Raw genomic sequence first — 26,421 nt, forward strand, 5'->3', positions numbered from 1 at the left:
TTAATTTTCGTTTGTTGCCTTGTAAAATTCGGTAATTTTTTTGGCTTTCGATACACCTATAACGTCCGAAATTTCTTTTTCTGTCGCTAATTTTAATCTTTTAACACTTTTAAAGTGTTGAATCAAAGTCAGCATTGTTTTTTCTCCAATGCCGGGAATGGATTCTATCGAAGAATTCAGTGCCGCTTTACTCCTTTTGTCCCGGTGATGCGTAATCCCAAAACGGTGCGCTTCGTTTCGCAATTGCTGAATAATTTTCAGTGTTTCTGATTTTTTATCCAAATATAACGGAATGGAATCTCCGGGATAAAACAGCTCTTCTAGTCTTTTGGCAATACCAATAATAGCAATTTTTCCTCTCAATCCTAATTCATCAATACTTTTTAATGCCGATGATAACTGTCCTTTTCCACCGTCAATAATGATTAAATTCGGCAAGGGTTGATTTTCATCCAGCAATCGTTTGTATCTTCTATAAACCACTTCGGTCATCGAAGCAAAATCATCCGGTCCTTCGACCGTTTTTATATTAAAATGACGGTAGTCCTTTTTGCTGGGTTTCCCATCTTTAAAAACTACACAAGCTGCCACAGGATTTGTTCCTTGAATATTCGAGTTATCAAAACATTCGATGTGTCTTGGCTCGACCGGCAATCGCAAATCTTTTTGCATTTGAGCCATAATTCGTTTCGTATGGCGATCTGGATCTACAATTTGCAATTGTTTGAGTTGTTCGATTCGGTAAAACTTAGCGTTTCTAATCGACAAATCTAAAATCTGCTTTTTGTCTCCCAATTGTGGAACGGTTATTTTTATATTCTCCCCCAAATCAACGTGAAACGGAACGATAACTTCTCTGGACAGCAAATTAAAACGTTCTCTCAATTCGACAATAGCCAATTCTAATAATTCTTCATCGGTTTCGTCGAGTTTCTTTTTAATTTCCATGGTATGCGAACGAATTATCGAACCGTGAGAAATTTGAAGGAAATTCACATAGGCCGCACTTTCATCGGAAACAATCGAGAACACGTCGATATTGGTGATTTTTGGATTTACAATCGTAGAACGCGATTGGTAATTCTCTAAAATTTCTATTTTTTCCTTTATTTTTTGCGCTTCCTCAAAATGCATGTCAGCAGCCAAACTAGTCATAACACGTTTGAAATCTTTCATACTTTCCTTGAAATTCCCTTTCAGAATTTCGCGAATCGCATCTACTTGTTTTTGGTAATTCTCCAAAGTTTCATAACCTTCACAAGGCCCCATACAATTCCCAATATGATATTCAAGACAAACTTTGAATTTCCCGCTTTCGATATTGCTTTTACTCAAATCATAATTACAAGTTCGTAGCGGATACAACTCTTTAATCAGTTCTAGAATAGTACTTACGGTTTTGAAACTAGTATAAGGACCAAAATATTCCGACCCGTCTTTGACCATCCTTCGGGTTGCAAAAATGCGAGAAAAAGGTTCTTTTTTTATACACAACCACGGATAACTTTTATCATCCCTCAACAATACGTTGTAACGCGGCTGCAAGGTTTTTATAAGGTTGTTTTCCAATAAAAGTGCATCGGTTTCCGTAGGAACCACAATGTGTTTTATGGTGACAATTTTCTTGACAAGCACATTGGTTTTGGCCGTATCGTGAATTTTATTAAAATAGGAAGAAACTCTTTTTTTTAAATTTTTGGCTTTGCCCACATACAAAATTTTCCCTTCTTTGTCGTAATATTGATATACGCCGGGATTATCAGGCAAGGTTTGGATTTGAAGGGCTAAAGCTGTTGGATTCATGTAACAAAGTTAATCTGTAAAATCCCGAAATACAAATCAATATTCTTGAAATCTTGCTGAGGAAAATTTTATCGGAATTTTAGTTTCTAATTCGTTATTATCCTTATTTTTATGCTTTCAAGAACCTATGATGAAAATTAATACCACACCTATCGTTCTTTTTGGCGAAAGCATAAATCCGGGCGACAGCAAAACTATCAATGTCGAAATTGCCAGACTTCACACTACTACAAAATTGAACATTCCCATTATCGTGCGGCGCTCCAAGTTTGAAGGCCCCGTAGTTCTTTTCTCGGCAGGGATTCATGGTGACGAAATCAATGGAGTAGAAATCGTCCGACAGCTCATTTACAAAAAAATCAACAAGCCAAAAAGAGGCACAATCATTTGTATTCCAATAATAAACGTATACGGATTTGTCAACAAATCCAGAGAATTTCCAGACGGTCGAGATTTAAATCGCGTTTTTCCCGGAAGTAAAACAGGTTCTTTGGCCAGCCGATTTGCGTTTCATATCTTAGCCGAAATCATGCCTTTGGTAGAATATGCTGTCGATTTTCATGCCGGCGGAGCGAGTCGTTTCAACGCGCCACAAATTAGAATAGCACATAATAATGCCGATTTAAAAATTCTTGCCGATGTTTTTAATGCACCTTTCACCTTATATTCCAGGAATATAATGGGATCTTTTAGGAGTTCCAGCGAAAGAATGGATGTCAAAATGTTACTTTTTGAAGGCGGAAAATCATTAGATATTAATAATGATATCGCCGAGGAAGGCATAAATGGAGCAAAGCGCCTGCTTAAACATCTTGACATGTTGGATTTAAAACATACAGCGGTACAACAAAAATCCAACACGATTTATATTGAAAAATCTGGCTGGATACGTGCCAAATGCTCTGGATTATTACACGATTTTAATACGATAGGGAAATTTGTAAAAAAAGGAACTATTCTTGCCACGATAACGGATCCGTACGGAAAATTTGAACGAAAAGTAAAAGCGCCAAACGACGGCTATATCATCAATGCCAATCATTCCCCGATTGTGTATGAAGGCGATGCTATTTATCACTTGTCAAATGCTCTTGGAGAAGAAGGAGAATAAAATATTTAAAATGAACAAAACAGAGTTACGACAAAAATACAAAGCCTTACGAAATTCACTTTCCGAAAATGAAGTGGAAGAAATGAGTTTGGCTGTAGCCAATAAAATACTGACACTCCCGCTTTGGGAAAAGACCTATTTTCATATTTTCCTTCCCATAACAGAACAAAAAGAAGTCAATACCGAGTTTATTCTTCACATATTATCCGGAAAAGACAAAGAGATTATTGTTTCCAAAGCTGATTTTGCTACCCGAAATATGACCCATTTCCTATTGACGGATAACACTAAAATCAAGAAAAACGAATATAACATTCCAGAACCTGTAGATGGTATTGAAGTTCCCTCAAACAAGATTGATGTAGTTTTCGTTCCGCTTTTGGCTTTCGACAAAAAAGGACATCGCGTAGGTTACGGGAAAGGATTTTATGACAAATTTTTATCGGAATGCAAACCGGATTCGATCAAAATTGGACTGTCTTTCTTTGAACCCGAAGAACTAATTACCGATGTTTTTGAATGTGATATACAACTGGATTATTGTGTGACTCCGAATGAGATTTATTCTTTCTAATTTAGAATGCGTACTTTCGCAGCAGATACAATCCAAATAATTTATGAGAACATTCAAAAATTCAAGATTTGCAGTAAGCGTTATGGTTATTTTATTCGCTGTTTCATTTTCAAATTGCAGCATTCAAACCGGAACCAGCAGATCAAGTTATAAAGCTAAAAAACTTCCTCCGGGACAAGCTAAAAAAATATATGGCGGAAAAAGTGCAAAACGATACGCACCCGGACATAACAAAAACTGATTAAGCAAAAAGACTTGTTCAAATCATGAACAGGTCTTTTTTTATAGTTTTAATAACCTTAAATCTAATTGTGATGAAATGCTTTTTTATTAAAGAAAATCAAGATTCCAACTCCGGTAGAAATCGCCATATCGGCAATGTTGAAAATTGCATTGAAAAAAGTAAATTCTTTTCCTCCCCAAATTGGCAACCAACTCGGTAGATTTCCATGCCAAAAGGGAAAGTAAAACATATCTACTACTTTTCCGTGAAACCAAGTCCCGTAAGGTTGATCTGAAAATAAAGTAGCTAATTGTTGTTGACTGTCGTCAAAAATAACACCGTAAAAAACAGAATCGATGATGTTCCCGAAAGCACCGGCTAAAATCAATGAAATAGCTACGATTAAATAATTAGAGCTGTGTTTTCTTTCCACAGAATCCCACAACCAATATCCTATTCCAGCAACAGCAACTAATCTAAAAAGGGTTAGGAATAATTTTCCGTATTCACCAGGAATTTCAGTTCCCCAAGCCATTCCTTCATTTTCGATAAAAAGAATTTTGAACCATTTGAATACTTCAACTTCTTCTCCTAAAATAAAATTAGTTTTAATATATATTTTGGAAACTTGATCAACAAGCAATAAGATAAAAATAAGGAGATACGCTTTTCGTAATGACATTTTATAAATTTTAATGGCGCAAAAATAACAATTTAATCAAAAAAAACGCTCCATTAGGAGCGTTAAATATTACACAACAAGTAGTTTATCTTTGCAAATTCTTTGCCTCAATACTCATTGTTGCATGAGGAACGATTTTTAATCTTTCTTTCCCAATTAGTTTACCTGTAACTTTACACACACCGTATGTTTTATTTTCTACACGGAAAAGTGCATTTTTCAAATCACGAATAAACTTTTCCTGACGAATAGCCAGTTGAGAATTCGCTTCTTTAGACATCGTTTCGCTTCCTTCTTCAAAGGCTTTAAAGGTAGGCGAAGTATCGTCAGTCCCGTTATTCAAATCATTCATGTAAGCACTTTTTATCAGATCTAAATCAGCTTGTGCTTTTTGAATTTTGTTCAGGATTATCTCTTTGAACTCTGCTAAATCAGCGTCAGAGTATCTTGCAATTTCATCTACCATTGTTGTATTATTTTGAAATTAAAATCATTGTTTTTATGTCGTCAAATTCAATTTCTGTCCCGTTTTCTAATTCATCTACAAAAACCAAATCACTAGTTAATGTTTCTGATTTTATATACGCTTCATTTTCAAGAATCGCCTTTTCTAAAATTCCATTTCTCTTCAATTGAACTTTAATTTTATCAGTAACTTCAAATCCGGAATCTTTACGGATATTCTGGATTCTGTTTACTAATTCTCTGGCAATTCCTTCTTGTTTTAATGCTGGTGAAATTGTAATATCCAGCGCAACCGTTATTCCGTTTGAGTTCGCTACTAACCAACCCTCAATATCTTGCGATGTAATTTCTACATCTTCTAAAGTTAAAATTACGTTATTTCCTGCAATAACAATACCAAGGCTTCCTTCCTTATCTAATTGAGCTATTTGCTCTTTCGAAAATCCTTGTATCTCTTTAGAAATCAACCCCATATCCTTTCCAAAACGGGGTCCGAGCGTCTTAAAATTAGGCTTGATTTGTTTCACCAAAACACCAGAAGCATCGTCCAAAAGTACGATTTCTTTCACGTTTACCTCTGCTTTTATAAGGTCAGAAATAGCCTCAATTTCAGCTCTTTGATTATCGTCAAGTACCGGAATCATTACCTTTTGCAAAGGTTGGCGTACCTTTATCATTTCCTTTTTTCGAAGGGATAAAACCAATGATGAAATGGTCTGTGCTTTCTGCATTTTGCTCTCTAACATTTTATTAACATAGTTTTCAACCGAAATTGGAAACTCCGCCAAATGTACGCTGTCATACTTTTCCGACTGTGTCGCTAGAGTTAAGTCTCTGTAAAGTTTGTCCATAAAGAATGGAGCGATTGGCGCACCCAGTTTACTTATGGTTAACAAACAGGTATATAAGGTTTGATAAGCCGCTATTTTATCCTGCGCATATTCCCCTTTCCAGAAGCGTCTTCTGCACAAACGAACGTACCAGTTACTCAAGTTTTCTTGTACAAATTCAGAGATTGCACGAGCTGCTTTCGTTGGTTCATAATCCGCATAAAAACCATCCACTTCTTTGATCAAAGTGTTCAGTTCTGACATGATCCATTGGTCAATTTCCGGTCTTTCGTTTAACGGAATCTCCGCTTCTTCAAATTTGAAACCATCAATATTTGCATACAAACTAAAGAACGAATACGTATTGTATAAAGTTCCAAAGAATTTTCTTCGCACCTCAGCAATTCCTTCTAAGTCAAATTTCAGATTGTCCCAAGGATTCGCATTCGATATCATGTACCAACGCGTCGCATCGGGACCATATTCTTTTAAGGTTTCAAATGGATCTGCGGCATTCCCTAAACGTTTGGACATTTTTTGCCCGTTTTTGTCTAAAACCAATCCGTTTGAAACTACATTTTTATAGGCCACTTTATCGAAAACTAATGTTCCAATGGCGTGTAAGGTATAAAACCAGCCGCGTGTTTGATCCACTCCTTCTGCAATAAAATCAGCAGGAAAATCTTTGTTTTCGTCAATTTTATCTTTGTTTTCAAAAGGATAATGCCATTGCGCATAGGGCATAGAACCCGAATCAAACCAAACGTCAATTAAGTCCGCTTCACGCGTCATTGGTTTGCCAGAAGCAGAAACCAACGTGATTTCATCGACTACATTTTTATGCAAATCAACTAAATCATAATTAGATTCTGCCATATTTCCAATTTCGAAACCTTTGAAAGGATTTTCTTTTTGGAAACCGGCAGCGATAGATTTTTCAATTTCGTTGTATAATTCTTCAACAGAACCTATTAAAATTTCTTCTTGTTTGTCTTCGGTTCTCCAAATTGGCAATGGAATTCCCCAGAATCTTGAACGGGATAAATTCCAGTCATTGGCATTTTTCAACCAATTCCCAAAACGTCCTTCTCCAGTCGCTTTTGGCTTCCAGTTGATGGTTTCGTTCAAGTCAAACATTCTGTCTTTAACTTCAGAAATTTTTATAAACCATGAATCCAAAGGATAATATAAAATAGGCTTGTCTGTTCTCCAGCAATGTGGGTAACTGTGCACATATTTCTCTACTTTAAACGCTCTGTTTTCTTCTTTTAATCGAATGGCGATTTCAACATCTACCGAACGTTCCGGCTCTTCACCTTCGTTATAATACTCGTTTTTCACATATTTACCGGCATATTCTCCCACATGCGAAGTGAATTTTCCTTGTAAATCTACTAACGGAACCGGAGTTCCATTTTCGTCAAGAACCAACATCGGTGGAATTTCCGGCGTAGCTTCTTTAGCTACTTTTGCATCATCAGCACCAAATGTTGGCGCCGTGTGTACAATTCCTGTTCCGTCTTCGGTAGTTACAAAATCCCCTGAAATTACTCTAAAAGCATCTTCTGGATTTTGGTATGGTAAAACAAATGGCAATAATTGTTCGTAACGAATATCTACTAAATCAGCTCCTTTGCATTCCGCCAAAACCTGATAAGGGATTTTCTTGTCGCCTTCTTTGAAATTTTCAAAATCAGCTGGCTCATTACTTTCGAAGAACCCTTTCCCGAATTGTTTTCCAACTAAATTCTTAGCCAAAATCAATGTTGCCGGACGAAACGTATATTGATTGAATGTTTTTACTAAAGCATATTCAATTTTTGGACCTACAGTCAAAGCGGTATTACTTGGCAATGTCCAAGGTGTAGTAGTCCACGCCAGGATAAAGACTTCGTCTAAATCCAAAGCTTCTAACTTATAATGCAGTAAATTATTCGAACTGATGTAATCGTAAAACTTTGAGAACAACAACTCTTTGTGCGCGTCAATCACTTTAAATTGTGCCACAACAGTCGTATCCGTTACATCACGGTAACTCCCCGGTTGGTTCACTTCATGAGACGATAATCCTGTTCCTGCTTTAGGAGAATACGGCTGAATGGTGTAGCCTTTGTACATCAAATCCTTGTTGTAGATTTGTTTCAAAATCCACCAAACTGTTTCCATGTATTTGGATTTGTACGTCACATACGGATCTTTCATATCGACCCAATACCCCATTTTTTCGGTCAAATCATTCCATACATCCGTATAACGCATCACGGTTTTTTTACACGCTTCGTTGTATTCTTCGATGGAAATGGTTTTTCCAATATCTTCTTTGGTAATTCCTAATTCTTTTTCGGTACCTAATTCCACTGGCAAACCGTGCGTATCCCAGCCCGCTTTACGCTTTACTTGGAACCCTTTTTGAGTTTTATATCTGCAAAAAATATCTTTAATTGCTCGCGCCATTACGTGGTGAATTCCCGGTAATCCATTTGCCGAAGGCGGCCCTTCAAAAAACACGAATGGTGGGTTTCCTTCACGAGTGGTTACGCTTTTCTCGAATATATTTTCTTTCTTCCAAAAATCCAGAACTTCTGACGCCACAGTTGGTAAGTCAAGTCCTTTGTATTCAGTAAATTTTGTGCTCATTTTATCCTTTTCTAAATCGAGGTGCGAAAGTAAGGAATTTTGAATAAAAGAAAGAAAAGATGAGAGAAAATAGACTAAATTGATTAGAGAATTCGATAAAATTCACAATAAGTCCGACAACATTCCATTTTGAGCAAAAACTTCTTTTAAAATGTTTAGTAATTTTGGCTTTTTGAATTTTAATTCCTACTGAATCTTATAAAATATAATTGTTTTTAAATACTTTGTTTCAATAGAATTTCTTAAGAATTTAAAGTACCTACCCCCTTATTTGTCATCCTCATCCAGCTCGAAGAAATCATTAACTGGTTTTCCAAACAACCTTGATAATTTTAACGCCAGAACTGTTGATGGCACAAAGCGATTGGTTTCAATTGAATTTATAGTTTGCCTAGAAACGCCTATTTTCTCAGCGAGTTCCTCTTGGGTCAAATTTAAAATGGCGCGTTCAACTTTTAGCTTATTTCTCATTGTACGCTTTTTTTAAAGACTTGAGAGTAAGAATCTGGAAAGTAAGTAACATTGCTAAAAGGGGAATATCTTTATTTCCTTCCATTTTAGGGGCAGATGAAAAACTAAATACAATAGCATAGTTAAAAAAGGGTAATAGTAAATAAACCAAAACTGTAGCAATAACAGCGTAATTATAAGATTGCAATCGGAGTTTTAAAACCAACTCATCTTCAATTTTTTCTTTGGAAATTGAAATTAAAAGTAATCCTAAAACCAATCCTGTCTCGGCAATCCGCACCAGAAAGTCATTATATTTAATTTTTTCTAAATAAATTGAAACACTAACCATCGAAATTATTGAAATAATAAATAACATCAAGCCAATTATTTTAAATTTATTCGGTAACAGAAATCCCGTAATTTTTTCAATTTTTTGAATTTCCTTGTCCTGTTTTGATTTTAGTTCCATAAAGTTAAGTAGTTAAAGTTTGTTTTCCATAAAGAACAGTAAACTAGATTAAAAGACAAATATACTTTACTTTTTTATACAAAATCAAATTATCAATATTTTTTTTCCTTCTATGAAAAAACTTCTTTTAAAACGTCTAATGATTTTGGTTTTCTAAAGCCTTCCAAATGAAAACTGTAGTAATCTATTAGAATTCGTAAAACAATTTGTCTTTCGATGACATGAAATGTTTTTTGATTGTTATCGAATTTCAAGTCAATCAGTTTTTTAAACAAATTACTTTCATGTTCCGTAAGGGAACTAACGGCATGAAAAGGCGTAAAAATACCTTCGTTCATTTCGAAAAAAGGCATATCCATGTCCGAAGTATCAGGATAAAAGCCCAAATATTTTGTAGTTTCCAATAATAGAATCAAATGAAAATTAGCAATTTCATCGTGATTATCGAGCCAATGCAAAGCCGTTTCGAGAAAGGTAAAAAGATGCTCATTCGTTTCTTCTTCGTGAATGGAATGATGCAGCATTTCTGAAATAAACATCACAATCGTACTCTTATAAATATCCGAATGAATCGAGTGAAAAGGAGTTGCAATTTTTATCTCTTTGAAATTTTCCAAAGTCCCTTTATTTTTATGAACGGCTTCAATTTCGAGAATGGTCAACGGCTGAAAATAAGCGATTTTCTGATTCGCTTTTCGGCTCGAAAAAGCATCTCGAACAAAGTACGATTTCAAACCATGTGACAACGTGAAGCATTTGACAATCAAGCTTTTTTCTTGAAATTTTAAAGACGAAAGGACGATGGCTTTGGTTTTGACTTGCACAATTTTAATTTAAAGATTGAAAAATTTAAAGATTAAAAAATTAATTCACTCTTCTAAATCATCTGATTATCATTACTTTTTTAACTTTGGTTTCTACTCCGTCTTGTGCCGCAATAAAAATCATATACACACCGGAAGCAACTTTGTATTTACCAAAAGCCGTAGTATCCCATTCTATTGTTCCGCCTTCGGAGGTAGTTTCATATACTAAATTTCCACCAATATCGGTGATTTTAACATTCGCTCTATCCAACAATCCGGCAATTTTTACGGTTCCTTGGTACTCGGGACGCACAGGATTTGGATACACGTACGCGTTACTCAAATCATCATTGGCGGCAGTCGAAACCCCTTTGAAAGAGACCATTCCCTTTGCCGTAGCAATAAAAACTTCGCCGGTGACGCTATTGATATCGATATCATTTATTACATTACTGGGCAACGGCGAATTATTTATAGTGAAATGATATTTAGTTTCCTGACCGTTTGGCGAAACCAAAAACAAACCAGAATCTCCCGTGCCAATCCATTTGTTATTAGCACCATCAACAGCAATATCCGTGATAAATTGTTCAAACATCAATTCCTGCGCTAAGTTATCTTCTAAAATAATTATAGGATTAGCCGTCATTTGCTCTTCTGATTGAAAACTGCTGACGTTAGGCAAAACCCGCAAACCTTTTGTCGTTCCTATCCACAATTGATTCCTGGTGTCTACCGCAACCGTTCTCACATTTGAAATTGGCAAATTCCCAGTATCAGGTCCTGATGTTATTTTTTTGAATTTATTATTAGTTTCATTAAACCCAACGACACCATCTTCACTGGTAGATAGCCATTTGGTTCCATTTTTATCAATGACCATTGCACCAAAACTGTTGTCAATTGGCGATGCTAAAATAGCGTCCATCGCATAACTTTGCCATTGGCCACCAGATTTCAATACTTTCAATCCGTTTTTTATACGGCTGTTAGTAACCCAAAGATTTCCAGATTTGTCAAATGCTGTTCCATTAATCCTGATATCTATATAATCAGGTCCTACAAAAGTCAAAGATTCTAAACCGCTATTGGTTTGATTGTACAATATTTTAGGTTCGTCATTTTCTATTTTTAATAATCCCGAAAAAAAAGAACTTGCATAAACCTCGTTTTCATTACTTGGATTAATTGTAATTCTGGTCATCGATTGTGCGCCTAAAACTTTCTCGTAGGGAATATTCAGCCATCCTTTTTCGTTAAATTTACTGATGCCGTAACTATCTAACGGATATGGATTGTAACCTGCAGTATAATCTCCATAAACCGCCCAAAGTACATTTGGTGTAACCTGCAACGAAAATATATTGTTCCGCGCCGGACCAATAGGGGTAATATTTTCAAAGGTAACGGGCGAAGCAAGTGAAGTCGTAATTAATCCGTTTTCTTTTGTTCCAATGAAAACTGAATCTCCTATTATAGTAGCGCAGGTAAAACCCAAATTAGTTTCCGGAATCTGATTGGTATTTATTAGGCGCACCAAAACCATTTGGTTGTTGTAAATATAAATATTGTTCAAAGTTGTCAGTATCAAATAATCTGTTGTTGCCCTCATATCGACTGAGCGCTGGGGAAGCTGAGTAAATCCTGTAAAAGAACTTGATGTGGCAGAAAGTTTTTGAACATTCCCAAAAGTATCTGTAGCATACAAATCAGTACCGAAAGCGGTTATTCCAGACCAGTTTCCAGCAGCAATGGTTGTCCATTGATTGAAATCGATTAGATTTCCATTAGCAATTTCAGCTCTTCTAACTCCATTATTGGTGGCGGCATAAATAAACCCATTAAAAACTGTGGTTTGATTCACAATAATTTCGGCTCCATTATCACCAATAAAATAGGTATCACCAAAAAGCATTGTCGCTAAATTAAATTGAACGATTCCAAAATCGCAAGAAACATAAGCAATACCTTCAAATTCCATGAAGTGATTGATTTTTTTTAAATTTGCCGGCAGTTGTTTATTGATGATATCGACTACATTCAATATAGTTCCGTCTGCCTGATTGATTACTAGTATCAGCCCGTTTTCGTATCCTAAAATTGTTTTGTTGAATGTTGTGCTGTGGTATAAAGATGAAATAGTTTGCCCTGAAAGTCCGTCAATAGTATTGGTGGTTTTGATTAGGTTAGTTGTTACATTTTTAGAAAATAATGCGTTTTCGGAAGCGGCAAAAACAGCGCTTGCAGCTTCTGAGACATCTTTAATTTCGTTGTAAGAGAAATAACCCTGCCATGACAAATCACTTTGGGCAAAACCCATTTGCACAAAAAGCAGAAGCAAAAAATATAAAACGCTCTTTTTCATTATTTGTATGACTATTGGTTTACAAATATAGAACAAACGGAAGTCTTAGCATTTTGTTACACAAAAAAAATGCCTTCGACCAATAACATCGGCAGAAGGCATTTTAAATTATAATTAACCTGATTTACACCACTCCTTGAGCGAGCATAGCATCAGCAACTTTAACAAATCCGGCAATGTTTGCTCCTTTTACGTAGTTCACATAACCTTCCTCGTCTGTACCATATTTTTTACATTGATTGTGAATTCCAACCATAATCTCCTTAAGTCTTGTATCTACTTCTTCACTGGTCCAGTTCAAACGAATAGAGTTTTGAGTCATCTCTAATCCTGATGCTGCTACACCACCAGCATTTGCTGCTTTTCCTGGTGCAAAAAGTACTTTAGCTTTCAAGAATTGTTTTATTGCCTCTAATGTACATGGCATATTTGCTGCTTCTGTTACACAAATAACACCGTTTGCAATTAAGTGTTTAGCATCTTCCTCGTTCAATTCATTTTGAGTAGCACAAGGTATTGCCACATCAACTTTCACTTCCCATACACTTTTTCCTTTGTGGAAAACTGCGTTTGGATATTTTTCTAAATAAGCTTCTGCTCTATTATCACCTCTTGCTCTCATTTCAAGCATGAAATCAATTTTGTCTCCAGAAATTCCTTCTTCGTCATAAATATAACCATCAGGACCTGAAATAGTAACTACTTTTCCACCAAGATCATTTACTTTCAAAGCAACTCCCCAAGCAACATTACCAAATCCAGAAATAGAAACTGTTTTACCATTAATGCTTTGACCAATAGTTTTCAACATTTGTTCCGCAAAATATACTACTCCGTAACCCGTAGCTTCAGGTCTGATCAATGATCCTCCGTAAGCCAATCCTTTACCAGTTAACACTCCGGTAAATTCGTTTTTGATTCTTTTGTATTGACCAAATAAATAACCAATTTCTCTGGCTCCAACACCAATATCTCCTGCAGGAACGTCTAATTGGGGCCCAATGTGTCTGCACAATTCAGTCATGAAAGACTGACAGAAACGCATTACTTCACCATCAGATTTTCCTTGTGGATCAAAATCAGATCCTCCTTTTCCTCCGCCCATTGGCAAAGTGGTTAAACTATTTTTGAATACTTGTTCGAATGCTAAAAATTTAAGTACCGATAAATTTACAGTATGATGAAAACGGATTCCACCTTTGTAAGGTCCAATTGCTGAATTCATTTGAATTCTGAAACCTCTATTTACCTGAATTTCTCCTAAATCATCAACCCAAGGGACACGAAATATAATCGAACGCTCCGGTTCAGCTATTCGAAGAAGCAAATTTTTACCATCGTATTTTTTTTGCTCTGCAATAAATGGAATTACAGTTTCTGCAAATTCCCTAACAGCTTGAATAAATTCAGGTTCATTTGGATTCTTGGCTTCAACTTGAGCCATAAAATCATTTATTTTTAGTAACATAGATTATAAATAATTAATTAAGAAAACGATTTCGTTATAATTTACAAAGATACATTTTATAAAAATATTCGGACTCAGTTTTTTGAATTTATCAATAGAATTATCTTTTTATTATCCATTCACAAACAATTATGTTTAAGATAGACACTTTTAAACCTAATGACTACCACTTTCGTAAGTAAATAAGAATTTGTCTGCTTATTTTTAATTTTAGATTTATTTAAATAAATGAATGATGTTTTTATATATTTGTCGGGATTTGAAAATTTTATACCCTAATGATCAAACAAATAATACCACTTTTACTAATTTTTATTGGGTTTTCTAACAGTTCAAATGCGCAATTCGGAGGTTTTTCGCATGAAGTGGGAATCATTGCCGGGCCAATAGCTTTTCAATCGGATTATGGAGAACGCTATGATTTATCGACAAACGCCGGAAACACTGGATTGGGTATCGGAATTATTCATTATTTAAACTTTTCGTACAAAGCCGAATGTAATTGTTATACGCCCGAAACGTATTTCAATGACCACTTTAAACTCAGATCTGAACTATCCTATAATAAAACCGAATTAGAGCATTTTGGAGAATATGTTGAAGGAAAACCTTCGCTAGGAAAAGAGCAATTGAAAGCAATGACTGGTAGTACAGCAGTAACTAATCTTGGTATGCAGCTGGAATTTTTCCCGTGGAGCATTCGAGATTTTACAGCAAGGACAGGCAGTTTAGGTCCGTTTATCAGTCTTGGCGGGCAATTTAGCTATTACAATGCAGAAGCTTCCTCCACGCTTGGTCCATTAGGAACTCCTTTGACAACATTTCCAAAATATCTAACTCCAACAGACGGTCGTCCTTATGGATTTTCTTCAGAGAGCGGTACCGTTTGGTCCGTTGTTTCCAGTGTAGGAACCCGTTATAAATTAGCGCCTTTATCGGATTTAATGGTTGATTTACGATTTCAATATTTCTTTTCGAACTGGGTCGATGGTTTAAATCCTAATCCGGAGATTTATAAAGAAAATAAAGCAAACGACTGGTTGGTTTGGTTTAATGTAGGATATATTTATTACTTACAATAGCACTTAGACAATTGATATAAAAGTAAAAGCTCCAATCCTAAATTAGAATTGGAGCTTTTTTTTTTAAGATATTTCAGTTACGCTAATGCTTGTTTCAAATCTTCGATTAAATCCTCTGCATCTTCAATACCTACACTTAATCGGACCAAATCATCTGTAATTCCAACTTCCTTACGCTTGTCTTCCGGGATAGAAGCATGCGTCATCAAAGCAGGGTGATTTGCTAATGACTCTACTCCGCCTAAAGATTCAGCCAATGTGAAAACTTTTAGCTTTTCCAGAAAGTCAATTGCATCTTCTTTTTTGCCCGAAACTAAAGTAAATGACACCATTCCACCAAAACCACTCATTTGTTTTTTAGCAATTTCATGATACGGATGGCTCGGTAATCCCGGGTAATAAACTGTTTTCACTTTTGGGTGATTGTTTAAAAACTCCACCACTTTTCCTCCATTTTCACAATGTCTTTCAACGCGCAAATGCAAGGTTTTAATTCCTCTAAGAACTAAGAAACTATCCATTGGTCCTAATGTTGCTCCTGTCGCAAATTGTTGAAAATGCAATTGTTCTCCAAGTGCTTCATCTTTTACAATCAAAGCCCCGGCAATAACATCAGAATGGCCTCCCAAATATTTAGTCGCCGAATGCATTACAATATCAGCGCCTAAATCCAATGGTTTTTGCAAATAAGGCGTTGCAAAAGTATTATCAACCGCAAAAAGAATTTTATTTTCCTTGGTGATTTTTGCAATTTCTTGAATATCTGCTAATTTCATCAAAGGGTTCGTCGGTGTTTCTACCCAAACCAGTTTTGTGTTTTCATTGATTAATGACTTGAATTTTTCGATGTCATTCATATCCACAAAATGGAATTTTATACCGGAATCTTTGTAAATTCGGGTAAACATTCTGTAGGTTCCACCATATAAATCGTCCATCGCAATGATTTCATCACCAGATTTAAAAGAACGCAAAACACAATCTGTAGCCGCTAATCCTGATGAAAAAGCCAATCCTCGAGTTCCGTTTTCGATACTTGCCAAGGCGTTTTCAAGTGCGCTTCGGGTAGGATTCGCAGCTCTACTGTATTCATAATCTGGATTTATAGGTTGCCCAGGACTCGTTTGTACAAAAGTTGAGGTTTGATAAACTGGAGGCATAACTGCTCCTGTGCTTGGGTCGTGGTGCTGTCCACCGTGAATGACTTTAGTATTGAATTTCATAAGTTGAATTTTTAATGCAAAATTGTTTCACAAATTTACCCTTTAATTTATTTTAACCAAGCCACAAGTTGATACCTTTGTATTTAATTAACAATTTTGAGATGAAACACTTTATTATTTACACTTTACTAGTTTTTTCGGCTGCGCAATGTTCCAACGAATTGGTTTTTGAAGAGGAATCTTTTCAGAAAAAAACCACGATGCCCTGCAAAGAAAATTGTCCGTCAATTAGTGTGAAAATACCCGTTGCAAATGCCGTCCCGGTTGTATCGGACAGCATCAATAAAAAAGTGTTTTCGGTAATGAAAGAGATTATTTATTTTGGAGAAAAGCCCTATTCAGCAACTAATTATGATAGCTTATTGGCTTCATTTATTGATTCCTACGAGAAACTTCAGAAAGAATTTCCCAATGATAAATTTGGTTGGGAGGCTGACATTGAAGGAAATGTAAAATACCAATCCGATGCCGTATTAAATATTGAAATCAAACATTACACCTATACTGGTGGCGCTCATGGATACCAAGGTTTGCGCTCCCTGCTTTTTGACCCAAATACTGGAAAATCAATCTCGAATGATGAATTGTTCAGCGATAAAGCAGCTTTCAAGGCTTTCGCCGAAAAAAAATTCAGAGCAAAATACAAAATTCCTGTAAACAAATCCATCAATGCAACCGGATTGATGTTTGAGAAAGAAAAATTTCAGTTACCCCAAAATATATTTTACACCGATAAAGGATTGTTGCTTTATTACAATTCCTATGAAGCCGCATCGTATGCTGACGGACCAAAAGAATTATTATTGCCGTACACTGAAGTGAATGATTATTTGGCGGTTAAATAATAAATGGTCTTTAAAAAAACATTTTATTTTTTAAAGACCATTTAGTGTTTTTTAACGATTCGCTAGCCCCGATAGAAGCGGATATCCTTTTCCTTTTTTCTTTAAAAAGGAAAAGATAGGAGTGAATAGCGGGATTAAGCTCCGGATATTTATAGGAATAAATCCTAAATAAATTTTCTGATATTCATCATAATCCCAATATGAAGCCCTTCATGGAAATTACTGAAAGCCATAGCATCTTCGGCATTTCTTAAAACGTGATCGCCTGTTGAAGTGGTATATTCCATGTAGTTTTTGAAAATTTGACTGTCATAATCAACTTTCGTTTGCTGAATAGTTTCAAACAATAACGATTTGATTTCGTCAACTTCGGCTTGGGTTACGATGTGTTCCGGCTTGGTTCCCTTTTTGTATTTCTCGACTAATTCATCAGAAACCATCATTGGCAAACCAGAAAGTTTGTAAACTAATAGTTGTTGTGAGACGATTATATGACCGATGTTCCAAATCAAATTGTTGCTGAATCCTTCCGGAATCGTGTTGAGTTGGTCAAGATTGTATCCCGATAGAAATTTTGAAACCATATTTCTGCTTGTAGTGCTGACGTCGAATAATTGATTCATTTTTTTATTTTTTTGATAAAAATAATCATTTTCCGTGTCAAATGAATTTTCTTTGCACAAAGAAATCGCTATTTACATGGACATAATATACTATCTCGCTTCTTGCGACACCTGCAGAAAAATTATAAAATCATTACCGAAAGAACATGATTTTAAATTTCACGACATCAAACAAGATCCAATTACTGTTGCCGAATTAGAAAAAATGCGTGAGCTTTCCGGCAGTTACGAGGCGCTTTTCAGCAAAAAAGCACAGTTATACAAATCGATGGATTTGAAGAACAAATCGTTAACCGAAGAGGATTACAAAAAATACATTTTGGAACATTACACCTTTTTGAGTCGTCCTGTTTTTATCATCAAAGACAAAATTTACATTGGCAATACCCAACAAAATATGTTGCAGGTAATGAAAGCTTTGGTATAATGTCCAAAAGAAATCTTGCACTAATTGGCGCCACAATTGTCTCTATAATTTACGGCGTCACATTTACCATTGCCAAAGATGTCATGCCGTTGTATATTGACGCCTATGGTTTCATCTTGTTGCGTGTGGGCGGTTCGGTGATTTTATTTTGGCTGGTTTGGCTTTTTATGCCAAAGGAGAAAATTGCACTCAATGATTTTCCTAGAATTATTGCCGCGGCTTTCTTTGGCGTGGCGTTTAATATGCTTACATTTTTCAAAGGATTAAGCCTTACTTCTCCTATTAGCGCAGCGGTAATCATGGTTTCAACACCAATGATTGTTTTGACGCTTTCAGCCATTATAATGAAAGAGCGTATGCAAAAACGAATGGTTTTTGGCATTATCCTTGGTCTGATAGGAACTGCATTTCTCATTCTGTACGGAAAATCCATTGGCAGCGCCACAAACGCCGGTTTGGGAAATTTTCTGGTTTTGGTCAATGCCATTTCCTATGGATTTTACCTGATTATCGTCAAGAAATTAATGGATAAATACAACGCTTTTACTTTTGTAAAATGGATTTATTTGTTCGGTTTTATTATGGTTTTGCCTTTTGGCTGGAGCCAATTTCAAACTGTGAACTGGGCTTTGGTTCCAATGGATATTTGCTGGAAAATAGGATTTGTAGTTGTTTTTTCGACTTTCCTGACGTATTTGCTAAATTTACTTTCAATGAAAGAATTAAAACCAACTACGGTTGCTGTTTTTATTTATTTACAACCGCTATTTGCTACTATTTTCGCAATTGGTTTAGGAAAAGACGAATTGAGTTTGGTGAAAATTGGTTCGGCAGTTTTGATATTTGTGGGTGTTTATTTGGTGACACAGAAGAAGAGTGTTCAGTAATCAGTGTTCTGACGTTGATTTGGGATGTTCTAATTTCAATCCATTTACATGTCTAAACTTATTTATAAAAAAGCACTGAATACTAAAAACGGACCACTGACCACTTTTTTATTATCTTTGACCTCTTTTAGAAAATTATATGATACAATCAATGACGGGTTTTGGTAAAGCAACTTTGCAATTACCAACCAAAAAAATCACGGTAGAAGTAAAATCTTTAAACAGTAAAGGTTTAGATTTGAATGTGAGAATGCCTTCGCTGTACCGCGAAATGGAATTGGGTTTACGCAACCAAATTGCACTGAAACTGGAAAGAGGAAAAGTAGATTTTTCTATTTTTATCGAAAGTACCGCGGAACAAACTTCTACGAAAGTCAACGTGCCGATTGTAAAAGCATATATCAATCAGTTAAGAGAAGTTTTTGCTGATGCTGATGAAACCGAACTAATGAAAATGGCAGTTCGCATGCCGGACACCATGAAAATAGAACGCGATGAAATCGATGAAAACGACTGGGTACAAATCCAAACCGTTATCGAAGAAGCGTTGCAAAACATCCTGAACTTTAGAAAAGATGAAGGAATGTCTCTTGAAAAAGAATTTCAATTGCGAATTGGCAATATTCGTCAATACATGACCGAAGCTTTAGCACTTGATCCAGAACGCGTTCAGGCAATAAAAGACCGTTTACAAACTGCAATCTCAGAACTTAAGGTGAATGTAGACGAAAATCGTTTCGAGCAGGAATTGATTTATTATTTAGAGAAATTAGACATCACCGAAGAAAAAGTACGTTTGACGAATCACTTGGATTATTTCTTGGAAACCATAAACGGAACCGAAGCTAACGGTAGAAAATTAGGTTTCATCACCCAAGAAATGGGACGTGAAATCAACACGATGGGTTCTAAATCCAATCACGCACAAATGCAAAAATTAGTCGTTCAGATGAAAGACGAATTGGAAAAAATCAAGGAACAAGTATTAAACGTATTGTAATTATTAACCTGCAAAGTTATATAACCTTGCAGGTTAATTAATTTTATAACATACCTACAAGGTTTTAGAAACCTTGCAGGAAAAGATAAACAGATACTGAAATAAATTCAGCATAAAATGAGCACAGGAGGAAAATTAATCGTATTCTCAGCACCGTCGGGGTCAGGGAAAACTACTATCGTTAGACATTTATTAAGCAAAGAAGATTTGAATCTTGAATTTTCGATTTCGGCAGCTTCCCGCGCACCAAGAGGCGAAGAAGTAAGTGGAAAGGATTATTATTTTATGTCTACCGAAGAATTTAAAAAACACATCAAAAACGAAGACTTTCTGGAATGGGAAGAAGTGTATCGCGATAATTTCTACGGAACCCTAAAAAGTGAAGTAGAGCGAATCTGGGCAAAAGGAAAAAACGTGATCTTTGATATTGATGTAGCCGGCGGCTTGCGAATTAAACATAAATTCCCAAATGAAACTCTGGCTGTATTTGTCAAACCACCAAGTATTGATGAATTGAAAATTCGTTTGAAAAAACGCTCCACCGAAAGTGATGACAAAATCAATATGCGTATTGCTAAAGCCTCAGTTGAGTTGGCAACAGCACCTCAGTTTGATGTTGTTATAAAAAATTACGATTTAGATGTTGCTTTGGAAGAAGCCTATCAGTTGGTAAAAGATTTTGTAAAAGATTAAATTCATGAAAATAGGATTGTATTTCGGAACGTTTAACCCCATTCATGTTGGGCATCTCATCATTGCTAATCACATGGCGGAGCATGCTGATTTAGACCAAATATGGATGGTGGTTACACCTCACAATCCTTTGAAGAAAAAAAATACTTTGCTTGATGATTACCATCGTTTACAAATGGTGCATCTTGCTACTGAGGATTTTCCAAAAATCAAACCTTCGGATATTGAATTTAAGTTGTCACAGCCTAATTATACCGTGAACACTTTAGTTCATTTGCAGGAAAAATATCCAAATTATGAGTTCTCCTTAATCATGGGCGAAGACAATCTCAAGTCTTTGCACAAATGGAAAAACTACGAAGCTATTCTTGAAAATCATGAAATTTATGTGTATCCGCGAATTTCAACCGAAGTGGAAAATCTTGAATTCAAAAACCATCCAAAAATCCACATGATTGACGCACCGGTTGTCGAAATATCGTCGACATTTATTCGGGATAATATCAAGAAAGGAAAAAATGTGCAGCCGTTATTACCTGCTAAAGTTTGGGAATATATTGATCACAATAATTTTTATAAAAAATAATTATCCCAAAACTCTTTTCAATTCCACTTCAATTTTTTCAAAAATAGTACTCAAATTATCATTCTTACCGGACAACAGAAAAACATCTGTTGCTGGCATTTGTTTGCTTTTCCATAACAACTGTATCTTTTTTTCTTGAATAAAATGCTTTGCATTAACATCCCAAACTACAGCAATCCCTGAATTTTTAGAAAGCATTTCTATCATTTCATATTCAGAAGGAATTATATAATTGGGAATCATCGATGGTCTTTTTTTGTTAAAGACATGCAACCAGAATAATTTGATATGTGGGATTTGAGCATTATGGCTGAACCATTTTTGGTCGTTTAACCAATTTTCGATAGCAGAAAAATCCTTTGTTTTAATACTAGACTTTAACTCGGAAGCATCGATAGTATTGGAACCGATAATGACTTGCTTGATTTCGCCAACCTTTTTCTGAATGGTGTCAAAAGTGTCATATTGTTTGGTTACAACCGCAAAATCCAATTTTTTAGAATTTACTAATTCAAAAAGCGCATCATTTTCATGAAAGCTAAAATCAATGAATTCAAATTTGGAAACCAAAGCGCTTCCCAAACTTAGCATCAAATGCTTTGAAATCCCAATAGAAATTAATCGATTGGCATTGAACGCTTTGGCACGAAAACCATTTTCTACATTTTCCAATCGGTCCAATGCTTCAATGATTAAATTATTGAGTAACTTAGCGTATTCCGTTGGTTCGACACCTTTAGACTTTCGATTGAAAAGTTTATATCCTACATGGGCTTCCAACATGGATATTTGCTGACTAACAGCAGGTTGACTGATAAATAATTCTTTGGCAGCCAAAGAAAAATTACCGTTTTTATAAACCGATTTAAACGTTCGGTACCATTCGAGATTGACCATGATATAAATATATTTATCACAAACATAATTTAAATTATTTTTACTAATAACATATTCGCCGTAAATTTGTACAAACAAAATTAGAAATGAAGAAAATCGCATTATTTGCCATTATAGCATTAACCGCAAGTTGTATTACAGCAACTGCACAAAATAAAAAAGGTATGAAAAAAGTATTATTCGTTCTAACTAGTCACAGTGAATTAGGGAACACAGGAGAAAAAACAGGATTTTGGATTGAAGAATTTGCTGCACCTTATTATGAGTTAGCAGATAAAGGTGTAATCATTGATATTGCATCACCCTTAGGAGGACAGCCACCAATTGACCCAAAAAGTTCAGATCCATCTTCGGCAACTGAAGACACCAAAAGATTTGATAAAGATACTGAACTACAAGCTAAACTAAGTAAAACGCACAAACTAGCTGATGTAAAACAAGCTGATTATGATGCTGTTTTTTATCCTGGAGGTCATGGTCCATTGTGGGATTTGGCAACGGATGCAACTTCAAGTGCTTTAATTGAATCTTTTTACACGAATAACAAGCCTGTTGCTTTTGTATGTCATTCACCAGCAGTGTTGAAAAACGTAAAAGTAAATGGGGAATTTTTAGTTAAAGGTAAAAAAGTAACTGGATTTTCAAATACAGAAGAAGAAGCCGTGGGATTAACGAATGTTGTTCCATTTTTATTAGAAGATGCCTTGAAAGCTAACGGTGCAACTTATTCAAAAATAGGAGATTGGCAGCCTTATGCAGTAGAAGATGGCTTATTGATTACAGGTCAAAACCCGGCTTCGTCTAAACTAGTTGCAGAAAAATTATTGAACCAATTGAATTCAAAAAAATAAGAAGATGTTAAATTTCGAATTATACAATCCTACCAATTTAGTTTTTGGAAAAGGACAAATAGAAAAATTATCCACGTTAGTGCCACAAGGAGCAAAAATCCTTTTGGCGTATGGTGGCGGAAGTATTTTCAAAAATGGAATTCATGAGCAGGTAATCAATAATTTAAAAGGTTTTGAAATTGTGGAATTTGGAGGAATCGAACCAAATCCGCATTTTGAAACATTGATGAAAGCTGTTGACGTTATCAAGGAACAAAATATAGATTTTATCCTTGCCGTAGGTGGAGGTTCTGTAATTGATGGCGTAAAATTCATTTCGGCCGCCGTAAATTTTGACGGAAACCCAATGGATATTCTTCAAAAGAGATTATTGATCAAAGATTTATCTAAAGTGGTTCCTTTTGGAACTGTATTGACTTTACCAGCAACTGGAAGCGAGATGAATTCAGGAGCTGTAGTAACTATTGAAGCTACTCAAGAGAAATTAGCGTTTGGCGGAAGTGCCTTATTCCCGAAATTCTCAATTTGTGACCCAACAGTTATTGCTTCTTTACCAAAAAGACAATTGCAAAATGGAGTTGTAGATGCTTATACTCATGTTTTAGAACAATATTTAACGTATCCGCACGAAGGATATCTTCAGGATAGAATTGCAGAAAGTATTTTGCAAACTTTGATTCAAGTGGGTCCAGAAGTTGTTGAAAATCCTAAAGATTATGCTTTGGCTTCCAACTTTATGTGGAGTTGTACGATGGCTCTAAATGGATTAATCCAAAAAGGAGTTCCTTCGGATTGGGCAACGCACATGATTGGGCACGAATTAACGGCTTTGTACGGAATCGATCATGCCAGAACATTGGCAGTTGTGGGTCCAAATTTATACCGAGTAATGTTTGAAACCAAAAAGGGAAAATTGGCACAATACGGAAAACGTATTTTCAATTTGACTGGAACGGAAGATGAAATAGCAAACGAAGCCATCAACAAAACAGTTGAATTTTTCCACATGATGGGAATGGACACTAAATTATCCGATTATACAAAAGAGTATGATAAAACGGCAGATTTTATAGTGGACCGTTTTAAAGAAAGAGGTTGGTTAGGATTAGGTGAAAAACAAAATATCACTTTAGAGAAGGTTAAATCTATTGTTGAAATGAGTTATTAATTCAAATAACTTAATACCGATTACAGTGCTTTAAATAAAAAGGCGTTCTCATTTTTGGGAACGCCTTTTAAAATTCTAAAATATAACTAACTAATTCAATCCACATTTTTTGTTAATTTTTTAAACAATAAATATTGATAACGATACAGTTGTATTTATATTGTATAAAAAATCAAAAATATTTATTTTAAATTTAAAATATTAAGACAATTATATACTATAACTATATAAACAGAGCATTTCTAGGGATAATTAAATTTGCTTAATTGATGGTTTTTTAAGTACTTTTGATTAAATACAATAAAAAAATGGCTGAAAATATAAAATTCGCAGTAATAGGTGGTGGAAGTTGGGCGACAGCCATAGCAAAAATGCTATGCGTAAATCTGACCGAAATTTCGTGGTATATGCGAAATGAAGCTGCTATAGAGCACATTAAAACCTATAAACACAATCCAAATTATTTAAGTTCGGTTGAATTTGACATCAAAAAACTGAAATTAACTAGCGATATCAATGAAGCTGTAGCGTATGCTGACTATATTATTTTCGCAATTCCATCTGCATTTTTAGATGGTGAGTTAGAAAAACTAACCGTTTCCCTAAAAGATAAAATCATTTTCTCAGCAATTAAAGGTATTGTTCCAGAAACAAGCTTAATTGTAGGCGAACATTTCCATGTAAAATATGACATTCCTTATTATAACATTGGTGTAATCACTGGCCCTTGTCACGCTGAAGAAGTAGCCATGGAGCGTCTTTCTTATCTTACCATTGCGTGTGGCGATCCAGACAAAGCTAAAACCGTAGCTAAAAATTTATCTGGAAATTACATCAAAACTAAAATTACAGACGACATAATTGGAACGGAATACGCAGCGATGCTAAAGAACATTTATGCAATTGCAGCAGGAATGGCTCATGGTCTTGGTTATGGCGATAATTTCCAATCAGTATTAATGAGTAACGGGATTCGTGAGATGAAGAAATTCATCAAAAAAGTCCACAAAATGAAACGTAACATCAATGATTCTGCCTACTTAGGTGATTTATTGGTTACCGGTTATTCTATATTCTCCAGAAATAGAATGTTCGGAAATATGATTGGTAAAGGTTACACTGTGAAATCTGCAATGATGGAAATGAGTATGGTTGCCGAAGGATATTATGCCGCAAAAAGCGCTTATAAACTCAATCAGGCGTATGGTGCCAAAACACCAATTATTGATGCCGTTTACAGTATTTTATATGAAGGTCAGGATGCCAAATCCGTATTCAAAAAACTGACTGATAAACTGGATTAATTCAGCTTCAAATAATAACCAAACACAATCACTTCATGAGCGAAAGATGGAAATATCAGGTTAAAACGGGCGGAATTTGGGGTGTATTTATGACGGTTTTCAATGTATTGTTTGACATCAAAGAAATCCCTTTTTCGGAACAGGTTGCTACGCCAAATTTTTATATTCGCGCAACCGCTTATATCTTGGTCGGCATATTTGTTTTGGGTTATTTTACTTGGAAATCAAAAGTTAAACAACAAAACCAATAAATAATTTTATGAGCGAAAGATGGAAATTTCAAATTAAATACGGATTGATTTGGGGATTTATGGTTTCTTTCATCATGGCTGGATTTGACCTGTTCGAAATGTCTTTTGAAGATGCGTTTTTGTCCAAAAAGAATTTATCCCGAATGTTATTATTTGTTCTAGCAGGGATTTTTGTGGTCAGTTATTTTAGTTGGAAGAAGAAAATAAAAAGAGAAAGTAATACCAGCTTATCTCACGATAACGCCGTCAACAAATAAAATAGGTACTTCTTCTACTTCTGTTTCGTTGATGGAATTTGCTTTGAAAATGAACTTTTTATCGTATAATTTTCCGTCCATAAAAAACGTAAGCATGAATTCATTGTTTAGCGCCAAAACACTTTTTTCAATCATTTCAACTTTCACCACAGAAACAGCAGGAACTTCAATAAAAGCGTGACGCAAAAGTGATGTTTTTTTCATTTCGCCATCGATTGTGCCAAAAGCTTTAGAAACCACCATAACACTTTCGATTAAGAAATCGCTGTCATTGACTAAATAAGCGTACCATACTTTTTCCATGAAATCGTCACTCCATTCCTGGACTGCCGCAAAAAATACGTTTTCTACTTCGGGTATGATAATGTCTTTTTTCATAAGTTACTCTTAATGTCTAAGGTCGTAAAGTCGAGGAAAATCAAAAATAGCTATTCCTTTCTA

The 26,421-nt window shown here is 35.3% G+C and carries 28 protein-coding genes; 15 read left to right on the plus strand and 13 right to left on the minus strand.

What is annotated here, in order from left to right:
* Positions 1-1,803 (minus strand): excinuclease ABC subunit UvrC, encoded by a 1,803-nt coding sequence (gene uvrC / locus IWX80_RS04875; protein WP_196852388.1) that lies wholly within the window; start codon positions 1,801-1,803, stop codon positions 1-3.
* A 130-nt stretch (positions 1,804-1,933) separates the two neighbouring features.
* Between uvrC and IWX80_RS04880 the strand changes: the two genes are divergently transcribed.
* From IWX80_RS04880 to IWX80_RS04890, 3 genes are read left to right on the plus strand one after another with little or no spacing between them, the layout of a single operon-like run.
* The gene (locus tag IWX80_RS04880) at positions 1,934-2,914 is read left to right on the plus strand and encodes a succinylglutamate desuccinylase/aspartoacylase family protein (protein ID WP_196852389.1); all 981 of its coding nucleotides are present in this window, start codon (positions 1,934-1,936) and stop codon (positions 2,912-2,914) included.
* Between the two features lie 10 nt (positions 2,915-2,924).
* Positions 2,925-3,488: a 5-formyltetrahydrofolate cyclo-ligase gene (locus IWX80_RS04885; RefSeq protein ID WP_196852390.1), complete on the plus strand. Its 564-nt coding sequence runs from the start codon at positions 2,925-2,927 to the stop codon at positions 3,486-3,488.
* A 43-nt stretch (positions 3,489-3,531) separates the two neighbouring features.
* The gene (locus IWX80_RS04890) at positions 3,532-3,729 is read left to right on the plus strand and encodes a hypothetical protein (RefSeq protein ID WP_091166339.1); all 198 of its coding nucleotides are present in this window, start codon (positions 3,532-3,534) and stop codon (positions 3,727-3,729) included.
* Between the two features lie 64 nt (positions 3,730-3,793).
* Here the strand turns inward: IWX80_RS04890 and IWX80_RS04895 are convergent, their stop codons facing one another.
* From IWX80_RS04895 to gdhA, 8 genes are all read right to left on the minus strand, one after another.
* Complete coding sequence (locus tag IWX80_RS04895) at positions 3,794-4,393, minus strand: lipoprotein signal peptidase (RefSeq protein WP_196852391.1); 600 nt, start codon at positions 4,391-4,393, stop codon at positions 3,794-3,796.
* Positions 4,394-4,478: 85 nt separating this feature from the next.
* Complete coding sequence (locus IWX80_RS04900; RefSeq protein ID WP_113634207.1) at positions 4,479-4,859, minus strand: TraR/DksA family transcriptional regulator; 381 nt, start codon at positions 4,857-4,859, stop codon at positions 4,479-4,481.
* Between the two features lie 7 nt (positions 4,860-4,866).
* Positions 4,867-8,325 carry an isoleucine--tRNA ligase gene (gene ileS, locus IWX80_RS04905; protein WP_196852392.1) on the minus strand — a complete coding sequence of 1,153 codons (3,459 nt, stop codon included), beginning with the start codon at positions 8,323-8,325 and terminating at the stop codon, positions 4,867-4,869.
* Between the two features lie 267 nt (positions 8,326-8,592).
* The gene (locus IWX80_RS04910) at positions 8,593-8,796 is read right to left on the minus strand and encodes a helix-turn-helix transcriptional regulator (RefSeq protein ID WP_196852393.1); all 204 of its coding nucleotides are present in this window, start codon (positions 8,794-8,796) and stop codon (positions 8,593-8,595) included.
* The gene (locus IWX80_RS04915) at positions 8,786-9,247 is read right to left on the minus strand and encodes a hypothetical protein (RefSeq protein WP_196852394.1); all 462 of its coding nucleotides are present in this window, start codon (positions 9,245-9,247) and stop codon (positions 8,786-8,788) included. Before IWX80_RS04915 ends, IWX80_RS04910 begins: the two co-directional genes overlap by 11 nt.
* Before the next feature lie 110 nt (positions 9,248-9,357).
* Positions 9,358-10,071 (minus strand): DNA repair protein RecO, encoded by a 714-nt coding sequence (gene recO, locus IWX80_RS04920; protein WP_196852395.1) that lies wholly within the window; start codon positions 10,069-10,071, stop codon positions 9,358-9,360.
* A gap of 58 nt (positions 10,072-10,129) precedes the next feature.
* A complete protein-coding gene (gene porZ, locus IWX80_RS04925) occupies positions 10,130-12,418 on the minus strand; it encodes a type IX secretion system anionic LPS delivery protein PorZ (RefSeq protein ID WP_196852396.1) in 2,289 nt (762 codons plus the stop codon).
* Positions 12,419-12,542: 124 nt separating this feature from the next.
* Entirely contained in the window at positions 12,543-13,886 is a 1,344-nt protein-coding gene (gene gdhA, locus IWX80_RS04930) for an NADP-specific glutamate dehydrogenase (RefSeq protein WP_196852397.1), read from the minus strand.
* A gap of 278 nt (positions 13,887-14,164) precedes the next feature.
* Here gdhA and IWX80_RS04935 point away from each other — a divergent pair, with 278 nt between their 5' ends.
* Positions 14,165-14,968 carry a THC0290_0291 family protein gene (locus tag IWX80_RS04935; protein WP_196852398.1) on the plus strand — a complete coding sequence of 268 codons (804 nt, stop codon included), beginning with the start codon at positions 14,165-14,167 and terminating at the stop codon, positions 14,966-14,968.
* Between the two features lie 77 nt (positions 14,969-15,045).
* Here IWX80_RS04935 and IWX80_RS04940 read toward each other — a convergent pair whose 3' ends face one another.
* Positions 15,046-16,191, minus strand: a complete 1,146-nt coding sequence (locus tag IWX80_RS04940; protein WP_196852399.1) for a cystathionine gamma-synthase — start codon at positions 16,189-16,191, stop codon at positions 15,046-15,048.
* Between the two features lie 101 nt (positions 16,192-16,292).
* On the opposite strand from IWX80_RS04940, the gene IWX80_RS04945 reads away from it, so the two are divergent.
* The gene (locus IWX80_RS04945) at positions 16,293-17,036 is read left to right on the plus strand and encodes a DUF3298 and DUF4163 domain-containing protein (protein ID WP_196852400.1); all 744 of its coding nucleotides are present in this window, start codon (positions 16,293-16,295) and stop codon (positions 17,034-17,036) included.
* 164 nt (positions 17,037-17,200) lie between these two features.
* On the opposite strand, the gene IWX80_RS04950 is transcribed toward IWX80_RS04945, so the two are convergent.
* On the minus strand, positions 17,201-17,659 hold the full coding sequence (locus IWX80_RS04950) for a DinB family protein (RefSeq protein ID WP_196852401.1): 459 nt from the start codon (positions 17,657-17,659) through the stop codon (positions 17,201-17,203).
* 76 nt (positions 17,660-17,735) lie between these two features.
* Between IWX80_RS04950 and IWX80_RS04955 the strand changes: the two genes are divergently transcribed.
* The 5 genes from IWX80_RS04955 (at position 17,736) to nadD (ending at position 21,252) form a co-directional block, all read left to right on the plus strand.
* On the plus strand, positions 17,736-18,086 hold the full coding sequence (locus tag IWX80_RS04955) for an arsenate reductase family protein (RefSeq protein WP_121364157.1): 351 nt from the start codon (positions 17,736-17,738) through the stop codon (positions 18,084-18,086).
* The gene (locus IWX80_RS04960; RefSeq protein ID WP_196852402.1) at positions 18,086-18,973 is read left to right on the plus strand and encodes a DMT family transporter; all 888 of its coding nucleotides are present in this window, start codon (positions 18,086-18,088) and stop codon (positions 18,971-18,973) included. The genes IWX80_RS04955 and IWX80_RS04960 overlap by 1 nt, the downstream gene beginning before the upstream one ends.
* A gap of 139 nt (positions 18,974-19,112) precedes the next feature.
* Complete coding sequence (locus tag IWX80_RS04965; RefSeq protein WP_196852403.1) at positions 19,113-19,973, plus strand: YicC/YloC family endoribonuclease; 861 nt, start codon at positions 19,113-19,115, stop codon at positions 19,971-19,973.
* Positions 19,974-20,090: 117 nt separating this feature from the next.
* Positions 20,091-20,666 carry a guanylate kinase gene (gene gmk, locus IWX80_RS04970; RefSeq protein WP_196852404.1) on the plus strand — a complete coding sequence of 192 codons (576 nt, stop codon included), beginning with the start codon at positions 20,091-20,093 and terminating at the stop codon, positions 20,664-20,666.
* A 4-nt stretch (positions 20,667-20,670) separates the two neighbouring features.
* Entirely contained in the window at positions 20,671-21,252 is a 582-nt protein-coding gene (gene nadD / locus IWX80_RS04975) for a nicotinate (nicotinamide) nucleotide adenylyltransferase (RefSeq protein ID WP_196852405.1), read from the plus strand.
* Here the strand turns inward: nadD and IWX80_RS04980 are convergent, their stop codons facing one another.
* A complete protein-coding gene (locus IWX80_RS04980; protein ID WP_196852406.1) occupies positions 21,253-22,149 on the minus strand; it encodes a LysR family transcriptional regulator in 897 nt (298 codons plus the stop codon).
* 86 nt (positions 22,150-22,235) lie between these two features.
* Between IWX80_RS04980 and IWX80_RS04985 the strand changes: the two genes are divergently transcribed.
* From IWX80_RS04985 to IWX80_RS05005, 5 genes are all read left to right on the plus strand, one after another.
* Entirely contained in the window at positions 22,236-23,000 is a 765-nt protein-coding gene (locus IWX80_RS04985; RefSeq protein WP_196852407.1) for a type 1 glutamine amidotransferase domain-containing protein, read from the plus strand.
* A gap of 4 nt (positions 23,001-23,004) precedes the next feature.
* Entirely contained in the window at positions 23,005-24,168 is a 1,164-nt protein-coding gene (locus IWX80_RS04990; RefSeq protein ID WP_196852408.1) for an iron-containing alcohol dehydrogenase, read from the plus strand.
* A 308-nt stretch (positions 24,169-24,476) separates the two neighbouring features.
* The gene (locus IWX80_RS04995; RefSeq protein WP_196852409.1) at positions 24,477-25,472 is read left to right on the plus strand and encodes an NAD(P)H-dependent glycerol-3-phosphate dehydrogenase; all 996 of its coding nucleotides are present in this window, start codon (positions 24,477-24,479) and stop codon (positions 25,470-25,472) included.
* A 35-nt stretch (positions 25,473-25,507) separates the two neighbouring features.
* Positions 25,508-25,723, plus strand: coding sequence for a hypothetical protein (locus IWX80_RS05000; protein WP_196852410.1), 216 nt, complete (start codon positions 25,508-25,510; stop codon positions 25,721-25,723).
* Positions 25,724-25,731: 8 nt separating this feature from the next.
* Positions 25,732-25,980 (plus strand): hypothetical protein, encoded by a 249-nt coding sequence (locus IWX80_RS05005; RefSeq protein ID WP_196852411.1) that lies wholly within the window; start codon positions 25,732-25,734, stop codon positions 25,978-25,980.
* On the opposite strand, the gene IWX80_RS05010 is transcribed toward IWX80_RS05005, so the two are convergent.
* The gene (locus tag IWX80_RS05010; protein WP_196852412.1) at positions 25,951-26,358 is read right to left on the minus strand and encodes a hypothetical protein; all 408 of its coding nucleotides are present in this window, start codon (positions 26,356-26,358) and stop codon (positions 25,951-25,953) included. The genes IWX80_RS05005 and IWX80_RS05010 overlap by 30 nt on opposite strands.
* Positions 26,359-26,421 lie beyond the last annotated feature (63 nt).

The sequence above is a fragment of the Flavobacterium sp. CAN_S2 genome (genome assembly GCF_015752255.1).
In the GTDB taxonomy this organism is placed as follows: Bacteria; Bacteroidota; Bacteroidia; order Flavobacteriales; family Flavobacteriaceae; genus Flavobacterium.

Coding starts and splice junctions, on each gene's coding strand:
- uvrC (WP_196852388.1), bottom strand. CDS start 1,803: ATGAATCCAACAGCTTTAGCCCTTCAAATCCAAACCTTGCCTGATAAT.
- IWX80_RS04880 (WP_196852389.1), top strand. CDS start 1,934: ATGAAAATTAATACCACACCTATCGTTCTTTTTGGCGAAAGCATAAAT.
- IWX80_RS04885 (WP_196852390.1), top strand. CDS start 2,925: ATGAACAAAACAGAGTTACGACAAAAATACAAAGCCTTACGAAATTCA.
- IWX80_RS04890 (WP_091166339.1), top strand. CDS start 3,532: ATGAGAACATTCAAAAATTCAAGATTTGCAGTAAGCGTTATGGTTATT.
- IWX80_RS04895 (WP_196852391.1), bottom strand. CDS start 4,393: ATGTCATTACGAAAAGCGTATCTCCTTATTTTTATCTTATTGCTTGTT.
- IWX80_RS04900 (WP_113634207.1), bottom strand. CDS start 4,859: ATGGTAGATGAAATTGCAAGATACTCTGACGCTGATTTAGCAGAGTTC.
- ileS (WP_196852392.1), bottom strand. CDS start 8,325: ATGAGCACAAAATTTACTGAATACAAAGGACTTGACTTACCAACTGTG.
- IWX80_RS04910 (WP_196852393.1), bottom strand. CDS start 8,796: ATGAGAAATAAGCTAAAAGTTGAACGCGCCATTTTAAATTTGACCCAA.
- IWX80_RS04915 (WP_196852394.1), bottom strand. CDS start 9,247: ATGGAACTAAAATCAAAACAGGACAAGGAAATTCAAAAAATTGAAAAA.
- porZ (WP_196852396.1), bottom strand. CDS start 12,418: ATGAAAAAGAGCGTTTTATATTTTTTGCTTCTGCTTTTTGTGCAAATG.
- gdhA (WP_196852397.1), bottom strand. CDS start 13,886: ATGTTACTAAAAATAAATGATTTTATGGCTCAAGTTGAAGCCAAGAAT.
- IWX80_RS04935 (WP_196852398.1), top strand. CDS start 14,165: ATGATCAAACAAATAATACCACTTTTACTAATTTTTATTGGGTTTTCT.
- IWX80_RS04940 (WP_196852399.1), bottom strand. CDS start 16,191: ATGAAATTCAATACTAAAGTCATTCACGGTGGACAGCACCACGACCCA.
- IWX80_RS04945 (WP_196852400.1), top strand. CDS start 16,293: ATGAAACACTTTATTATTTACACTTTACTAGTTTTTTCGGCTGCGCAA.
- IWX80_RS04950 (WP_196852401.1), bottom strand. CDS start 17,659: ATGAATCAATTATTCGACGTCAGCACTACAAGCAGAAATATGGTTTCA.
- IWX80_RS04955 (WP_121364157.1), top strand. CDS start 17,736: ATGGACATAATATACTATCTCGCTTCTTGCGACACCTGCAGAAAAATT.
- IWX80_RS04960 (WP_196852402.1), top strand. CDS start 18,086: ATGTCCAAAAGAAATCTTGCACTAATTGGCGCCACAATTGTCTCTATA.
- IWX80_RS04965 (WP_196852403.1), top strand. CDS start 19,113: ATGATACAATCAATGACGGGTTTTGGTAAAGCAACTTTGCAATTACCA.
- gmk (WP_196852404.1), top strand. CDS start 20,091: ATGAGCACAGGAGGAAAATTAATCGTATTCTCAGCACCGTCGGGGTCA.
- nadD (WP_196852405.1), top strand. CDS start 20,671: ATGAAAATAGGATTGTATTTCGGAACGTTTAACCCCATTCATGTTGGG.
- IWX80_RS04980 (WP_196852406.1), bottom strand. CDS start 22,149: ATGGTCAATCTCGAATGGTACCGAACGTTTAAATCGGTTTATAAAAAC.
- IWX80_RS04985 (WP_196852407.1), top strand. CDS start 22,236: ATGAAGAAAATCGCATTATTTGCCATTATAGCATTAACCGCAAGTTGT.
- IWX80_RS04990 (WP_196852408.1), top strand. CDS start 23,005: ATGTTAAATTTCGAATTATACAATCCTACCAATTTAGTTTTTGGAAAA.
- IWX80_RS04995 (WP_196852409.1), top strand. CDS start 24,477: ATGGCTGAAAATATAAAATTCGCAGTAATAGGTGGTGGAAGTTGGGCG.
- IWX80_RS05000 (WP_196852410.1), top strand. CDS start 25,508: ATGAGCGAAAGATGGAAATATCAGGTTAAAACGGGCGGAATTTGGGGT.
- IWX80_RS05005 (WP_196852411.1), top strand. CDS start 25,732: ATGAGCGAAAGATGGAAATTTCAAATTAAATACGGATTGATTTGGGGA.
- IWX80_RS05010 (WP_196852412.1), bottom strand. CDS start 26,358: ATGAAAAAAGACATTATCATACCCGAAGTAGAAAACGTATTTTTTGCG.